The organism is Vibrio sp. YT-19(2023) (assembly GCF_033337395.1).
In genome coordinates this window covers 1-687 of the sequence record NZ_JAWOQN010000528.1, presented here as the reverse complement: position 1 = coordinate 687, position 687 = coordinate 1, and the positions used below count along the sequence as shown (strand labels likewise).

Genomic DNA, 687 nt, shown 5'->3' with positions numbered 1-687 from the left:
GCTTCATGGATTATGAGTTTGAAAAACTCGATCCAACAATTGGTAAAACCGACGATTACTGCAAGGTGACGGATACGCTTGCCATGGCGAAGAAAATCTTCCCGGGCAAGCGCAACAACCTCGACGTATTATGTGAACGTTACGGCATTGATAACTCGCACCGTACACTCCACGGGGCATTGCTCGATGCAGAGATTCTAGCCGACGTTTACCTACTGATGACTGGTGGGCAAACGAGTCTAGAATTTAACGCCAACAAACAAGAAGGCGGGGTAGAAACCATTCGCCGTATTGAAGGAAGAAACGCACTAAAGGTTTTGCGTGCAACTGCCTATGAATTAGAAGCGCACCAGAAAAGATTAGAACTGGTAAACGACTGTATTTGGTACCAATAGAAGAAGCTATGTTGAGGGCTTTGTCGGTCGCTATTTTAGCGATCTGGAGTTGTTTCGCATTTGCCGCGAGCGAGTCCGCCATGTCTTTGTTGGATAACCGTTTTCGTGTCGACCCGACCATCGAACAGATTACTTTTCTGGTTTATCGTGAACAAAGTTCTCAACCTGTTGTGTTAGTTCGTCCAGATGGTAAAAAATATTACGCGTGGGGCTCTTACGACAACGTTCGTTGGTATCAAGAACCATCACTCGACATCATTTCAGTCGATAACCCAATGCCCGGCCCTTGGCA

Annotated in this window: 1 protein-coding gene and 1 pseudogene; both read left to right on the top strand. The window is 46.4% G+C overall.

The features are described 5' to 3' along the window. Positions 1 to 395: exonuclease domain-containing protein (locus R7E78_RS26910; protein ID WP_318058713.1), on the top strand; the 395-nt coding region annotated here is incomplete at its 5' end. 8 nt (positions 396 to 403) lie between these two features. Next, a pseudogene (locus R7E78_RS26905) lies at positions 404 to 687 on the top strand (TIGR03503 family protein); the annotation flags it as partial.